General features: G+C 43.0%; 4 protein-coding genes and 1 pseudogene. All 5 read right to left on the minus strand.

Annotation, left to right across the window (positions count from 1 at the left end):
* Nucleotides 1-2923, minus strand: a 2923-nt coding sequence (locus tag ABWY16_RS08985) for a SusC/RagA family TonB-linked outer membrane protein (RefSeq protein WP_353904311.1), incomplete at its 3' end; no start/stop codon positions are given.
* A gap of 203 nt (nt 2924-3126) precedes the next feature.
* Complete coding sequence (locus tag ABWY16_RS08990) at nt 3127-4137, minus strand: FAD:protein FMN transferase (RefSeq protein ID WP_353904312.1); 1011 nt, start codon at nt 4135-4137, stop codon at nt 3127-3129.
* Nucleotides 4138-4146: 9 nt separating this feature from the next.
* Nucleotides 4147-5361, minus strand: a complete 1215-nt coding sequence (locus ABWY16_RS08995; RefSeq protein WP_353904313.1) for a Gfo/Idh/MocA family protein — start codon at nt 5359-5361, stop codon at nt 4147-4149.
* A gap of 24 nt (nt 5362-5385) precedes the next feature.
* Nucleotides 5386-6402, minus strand: coding sequence for a Gfo/Idh/MocA family protein (locus ABWY16_RS09000; protein WP_353904314.1), 1017 nt, complete (start codon nt 6400-6402; stop codon nt 5386-5388).
* 10 nt (nt 6403-6412) lie between these two features.
* Nucleotides 6413-6868: pseudogene (locus tag ABWY16_RS09005) on the minus strand (glucose/galactose MFS transporter); the annotation flags it as partial.

Genomic DNA, 6868 nt, shown 5'->3' on the forward strand with positions numbered 1-6868 from the left:
GTGTGCGTGTGGAGTAATATCCTAACGGTCCCTGGCCACCCGCCCTGTACAGTGTATTGCTTGGGTTAGTTTCTGTCCAGCGGTTTGCATAGCTTGCATACTGGTTTAAGTTATAACTCGCCCTGGCATTGCCATCAAAAATCAATCTGTTGGCATTGAAGATATCATTGCCATATGACCATGTCAGGAGCACACCCAGTGAAAATCCTTTATAAGTGAAGTTATTGCTAAAGCCGCCAGTATGGATTGGCGTGGTACGGCCAATAACCTTTTGATCTGCTGCAGTAATCACACCATCACCGTTGAGGTCTTTGTATTTGATATCCCCGGGTTTAATTACGTCACGGGCATTTCCGTTGGTGGCAAGTTCAGCTTTTAATGTTCCTACGCCTCCGGCAGCTGTTGTATTGAAATCGGACTTCTGATAAATCCCGTCAAATACATAACCGTAGAACTGTGATATCGGCTGACCTATATTGGTGATATACAATGGCGATGCATTGAAGTTGGTTTCCCAGCTTACAGAAGATAAGATCGACTGCTGCCCCTCATTCAGATCAAGCACCTTGCTTTTGTTAAAGCTGATGTTGAAATTACTTTCCCAGGTAAAGTTATTGGTCTTGATATTAACAGTATTGACTGTGAATTCAAGGCCCTGGTTTTGAACCCTGCCTATGTTTTTATAAACGCTGGTATAACCCGATGATGGCGGAAGATCAGCCAGGAGCAATAAGTTTTTAGTGGTTTTACGGTAGATATCTGCAGAGAGGTCTATCCTATTGTTGAACAGCGACAGGTCGTAACCAATATCAGCCTGTGCGGTGGTTTCCCACTTTAAGGCAGAATTACCAAGGGCTGTAACTGCTAAACCCTGTGAAGGCGAAGCATTCTGGAAAGAATAATTGCTTTTGGTGGTAATTGCAACTACAGGCAGATAGGAGAAATCGCCAACGCCGTTGTTACCTGTCAGACCGTAACTCACACGAAGCTTGGCATTGGATATTGTGGTAATATTTTTCATAAAACTCTCGTCGCTCATGCGCCACGCAAAAGCTCCTGAAGGGAAATATCCCCAGCGTTGTCCGCTTACAAATTTTGAGGACCCGTCTGCACGGAAACTTGCAGTAAACAGGTACCTGCCTTTGTAGCCATAATTCACACGTCCTAAATACGACTGCAGTTTTGATCTGGAATCAAGGGTAACTTTTCCATCATCAACACCGTTAGCCAAACCATTTACACCCAGGCTTTCATTTGGCACCTGACTCGCGGCAAATCCGTTAGTCATATCATGAATGCCCTGCAGCGAGAAGCCTCCAACCGCATCAATCTGATGATCTTCATTTATTGTTGTTTTGTAAGTAAGTGTATTTTCATTGCTCCAGATATTTCTCTCGTTGTTATAAATTGAACCATTTGAACCTTTGGTGTTACTCGGAATCAGCGGTGTACCTCTCGAGGTTAAGGAGTTGAAGAAACTACCTGTCTTGGTTGTCCTGTTGTTTACTCCTCCTGTAATATTCAGTACCAATTTTTTAGTGATACTGTAATTAATGTAGGCATTGCTCAGCATATTGCTCTGATCGGTATGACGATATTCATTCTCTGCAGAAACAATAGGATTGATACGGTAGTCTGTCTGAGGATCAACCGCGTCATCAACAACATTATTAAGTAATGAACTGTTATCGCCACCTGTAACCGGGCGGTAGCCCCATATACCATATAACAATGTACTGGTAGAGGAGTTCGATTTTGCTGCCTCGGATGCCTGCTGACCAGAATATCCGCTGCTGGTATAATTTACGTTGATCCCGACTTTCAGTTTATCGTTTACGTTCTGATCAAGCACAACCCTGCCCTGGTAACGTTTATATCCCGAATTGATAATAATCGCATCCTGATTATATGTTGAACCAGAAATGGAATAACGTGTGGATGCATTGCCACCGCGTAAAGCGAGGTTATGGATCTGCGTGGCGCCTGTGCGGAATAACTGGTCCTGCCAGTCGATCGCTGTTATATCTTTATAAGAATCAAGTGTGCGGTTATTAGTGAAATAACTTGTCGCTGTGGTGGTAGGATTGAGTTCATTCTCGTAGCTCACAAAGTCGTACGCGCTCATCATATCCATTGTCTTTTCCACTCTTTGAAAGCCATAGGACCCCGAATAACTAATGACAGGGGCGCCATTCTTTCCTTTTTTGGTCTCAATCACTATCACCCCATTTGCACCACGTGAACCATAAATCGCAGTAGCTGATGCATCCTTTAAAACCGTCAAAGATGCAATATCTGCAGGGTTAATCGCTCCGTTATCCGGACTAACCACGGGAAAACCATCGATAACATATAATGGTGCATTGCTTTGCGTTAAAGAGTTGGCTCCCCTGATCACGATGTTTACTCCTTCTGCACCGGGTTGTCCGTCACTTGACGCTACCTGAACTCCCGCCATTCTTCCGGCAAGTGCCTGATCAAATGAAGGCACCGGTGCCTTGGCCATGTCACCTACATTTGCCTGAGCGACCGATCCGGTGATATCCGCTTTTTTAGTCTTACCATAACCAACACTGATGACTACTTCATTAAGATCTTTTAAATTCGCGTTGAGCGTAATCTTTAAAAAATCTTTATCACCTACTGGTACATCCTGGGTATCATAACCTATATAACTAACGATCAATACATCCCCGGCCTGTGCCTGAATACTGAAATTACCTTTCGCATCAGTGGCAACCCCCTTGTTTGTACTTTTCAGCTTAACGCTGACACCAATAAGCGATTCTTTAGTTTTTTCATCTATCACGTTCCCGCTGACCGTTTTGCGCGACTGCCCCTGGACCGGGACTGACAGGATCACCATCAGACCAAAAAACAATCCTAAAAATTGCCGGTAATACTTGTTGTTGTGTTTGAGCATAATTAATTGTGGTTAAATATTTTGTTTTGGTTTATTCTGCAGCTATCTTTTCAGGATCTTTTCGTGTACGTACCCGATTTATGTTAAAAAAAATGATCTTTTCAGATCAAACTTGGTCAATCGCAAACGTTAACGTACACGAACTTAATAAAAAGTTTTAAATTATCATAAAATATCAGTGATTTTAAAAGAATTTTAAACGATTACTCTTTAAAGTGATAAAAACCCGGGGAAGTGATATCAGAAATTACTCCGTTTTGCTTTCGATAGATAAAATAAGCTGCTAATTCTTTATGATTCTCTAAAAACTGCAGTGACTTTTGCAAACCCAGCGCCATAAGTAGATTATCATAACCATCAGCAGTTATCGCATTTTTCGCTTTAACAGTAACAGCGATCAATTCGTTTTGCAAGGGATAACCCGTTCTCGGATCCATCAGGTGTGACATCACCTTGTTCCCGCTTTTGAAATATTTGCGGTAATTTCCAGATGTGGTTAATCCTCCGCCATCCATACTGATGATCCTTTGCAAAACAGGATCATCACCCGCGTGTTTTGCGGGACCCTCGATACCGATCTGAAGCACTGTATTTTCTGGCCGCTTCCGCCCTTTAACCCTGATCTCCCCTCCTATTTCAATCAGGTAATCCTGTATATTTTTGCTGTCTAGAAAATCTGCGACCACATCCACACTGTATCCCTGTGCAATGCCGTCGACATCAATTTGTACGCAGGGTACTTTTTTGATCAGATAATTGCTGCGTATGATCAGCTTGTCTGACCCCACACATGCCAGCATCGCTTTTACGGCAGCAGAATCAGGATAAGTTTTGATCTCTTTATTTCCAAAACCCCATGCCCTGGTTAAGGGGTAAACGGTGATATCAAAGAGGCCGGCCGATTGTCTGTAAATTTCTATGGATTTGCGTACAACGATGCCGAGGTGTTTATCCATCAGGATCCTTGTACACTTTGGATCATTAAATTGACTGATCAGGGAGTAAGGCTTGTAAACTGAAAGTGAACTATCTATACCATCCAGGAGATGATCGATCTCTTGTTTGGCAAGCAAACTATCTTTTGAATAGTAAGTGATATGATAGGTAGTACCCTGTGCGTACCCGTTAATATAATAAGGCTTAGCAGTGTTTTGAGCAGATACCCCGGCTGACAGCAGAAATAAAAACCATATTGTCACCTTAACAGCGTTCATATACTTATTTTAAATGGAATATTCAGGTTTCCAGCTTTGGAACAGCTCAGTATCAGCAGCTTTATTGCCCAAATGTATGGCAACAGAAGTATCTCTGGCCGTATAAACATTTGAAAGGGGTTGTTTATGATTACGGATACAGCTGAAAAAATCCTGTAAACAGTATATTGTTGGTTCTGCTTTTTTACCTGAAGGATCATCAAAAACCAGTTCAACAGGCTTGCCCTGAGTAGCTGCTGCAATAGTTGCCCCGGTTACCCCATCAACTGTGCCGCGTTTGTTTGATAAAGATTCACCGTAAATAAATGCCTTGTCACGCTGGATTTCTATAGTCGCCTTGTCGCCCAGAATCTTGATATTGTACCCGTTATAAGCATTGGAAAGTACTGAAGTAACACTGGATCTTACTCCATCCGGATACTCATAAACCGTACGGATATTATCAAAAGTATCCCTGCCGTCTTTCCAGTAATTGATTCCTCCCATACCAGTTACTTTCAGAGGATGACTACCGGAAATGTAATTGACCATATCTATCTGATGGGCACATAATTCTGAAAGCGGACCTCCGCAGTATTTGCGTTTCATTCTCCAGTTGATTGCTTCCTCCAGTTTTGGATCGCTCACTGGTTTTCTCCAGTTGGAGTTTTGATTGTACTGGCATTCAAAATGCGTGATTTTACCGATCCAGTTCTGATCAATAACTTCTTTAACACGGTGATAAAGGGGAGAATAACGGTACTGAAAACCTACCTGCATAATCAATTTTGATCCGCGCATCTTCTTTACCAGTTCAAGAGTCTGCGGTATATCATAAGCCATTGATTTTTCAAGATAAATGTGTTTGCCGGCCTGCAACGCATCCAGGACCATGGGATAATGCAGGTACAGCGGCGTGGCGATGATAACTGCGTCAATGCTTTTATCTTCAAGAAGCTTGCGGTAATCAGTATATGCTTTTGCATCAGCAGCTGCATATTTCATTCCGTTTTTAAGATGTTCCGGAATAGTATCACAGCAGGCTACCAGACTAACTGATGGTATGTCTTTCAGTAATCCCGCCAGTCCGGCTCCTCTGGCACCTGTTCCGATTAATCCCAGACGGATGCCATCGCTAAGAAAGGGAGAGGCACTGAATGCCGGAAAAGACATGGCAGCCAAACTTGTTAATCCTATTGCCGATGAGGCTATAAATTTACGGCGTGATGTTATGATACTATCCATTGGAATTCTGTTTATTAAGGATTGTTATAATTTATACGAATGGGTTAAGGCTACCGCAGCGCCTCCCTGTTTTTTGCTTTCATCGGCAGCCTGCATAAAAGCATAAATTTCAAATGTTTCTTCCGGACTTACCGGGGATATGCCGGTCTGGAAGTATTTTATGATTTCCGTCATCAGTCCTGCAAAACCCTTTGCAGGGATCACCGGCACGATTGCCTTTTCAGCAAATACAGTTCCGCCATAATTATGCGGCCCTGTTCTGGTCCCCCTGAAAGTCCCTATCCTGTTATCTTCCCAGATACCGGTAACTAAATCTGTATCCGGTGTATATATTCTTCTCACTTCTTTACATCCCCTGCCCATCAGCGTAAAGAGCATTTCCACTCCGTGTATTCCATACCAGAACAGATCGGGGTGAGTTAACTCGATTGTTGCGGGACTGTATGTTTCAACCCCCAGGATCTTTCCTGTCTCTGCAGAAAGCAATTGTGTTTTGTTTTCCATATACCTCATCGATGATGAAGTAAATACCGGGACTTTATATTTTTTTGAGGCCGCGAATATCGCTTTCACATCATTCATAGATGCTGCAAAAGGTTTATTAATAAACACACGTTTACCTGCCTTCAAAACAGGTAATACTTGTTCCAGATGTAGACGGCCGTCATTGGTATTCAACAGCACGACATCAACCTTACTGAGAAGATCGGCTATTGAAGAAACAATCTCGACTCCCATAGCACTCACAGTCTTTGTAAACTCCGGAATTCTATCCGCACTGAAGGCGATATCATTGCTTCCCTGAGGATAAGCAGCAATTACCTTATAACCGCCGAAAGCTGGCGGGGCATTTTCAGCATTTAATAATTTGGTAAAAGCTACACTGTGGGAAACATCCAGACCGATGATGCCTACCCTCAATCCAGCCGGAACAGGTGCTGTTGCAGCTAAATGTGCTGATACCGGCCCTGTAATGGCGGTAGCAGCAGCAGCGATTACACTCAGCCCGATAAATTTTCTGCGGTTGTATAAAGTATGCATTAGCCTGGGTTTAAGGTTCAACCAATTCCATTGTTTTGTCCTGTCTTTTCAATTTCCATATTCTGATTTTGTGACCGTAAAACGCATAAAATACCAGGTACATATAACATGGAACAAGCACCCAATAGGCAACTCTCAAATTGTATGTATCTGCAAAATAACCATAAGCAAGGGGCAATATTGCACTTCCACACAAACCCATGATAAGAACTGATCCGCCTAATTTGGTAAACCTGCCCAAATCAGCCAGGGCCAGCGGCCAGATGCCGGTCCACACCATTGAATTGGCGAATCCAAGCAACACCACAAACCATATAGAAATATCGGTGACGTGACCAAGCAGTTTAACCTCGCCGTGCGAGAAGATAATGAGCAGGGTAAAGACAATTCCCAGCAATGTACATCCCCTCAGGGCATTCACCTGGCTGATGTATTTGGGAATAAGCAACACTCCCAGTACGTACCC

Source organism: Pedobacter sp. (assembly GCF_040513095.1).
GTDB lineage: Bacteria > Bacteroidota > Bacteroidia > Sphingobacteriales > Sphingobacteriaceae > Pedobacter.

Bases quoted from the DNA above. Each gene is read 5' to 3' on its own strand.
- ABWY16_RS09000 (WP_353904314.1), bottom strand. From the start codon at position 6,402: ATGCATACTTTATACAACCGCAGAAAATTTATCGGGCTGAGTGTAATC.
- ABWY16_RS08995 (WP_353904313.1), bottom strand. From the start codon at position 5,361: ATGGATAGTATCATAACATCACGCCGTAAATTTATAGCCTCATCGGCA.
- ABWY16_RS08990 (WP_353904312.1), bottom strand. From the start codon at position 4,137: ATGAACGCTGTTAAGGTGACAATATGGTTTTTATTTCTGCTGTCAGCC.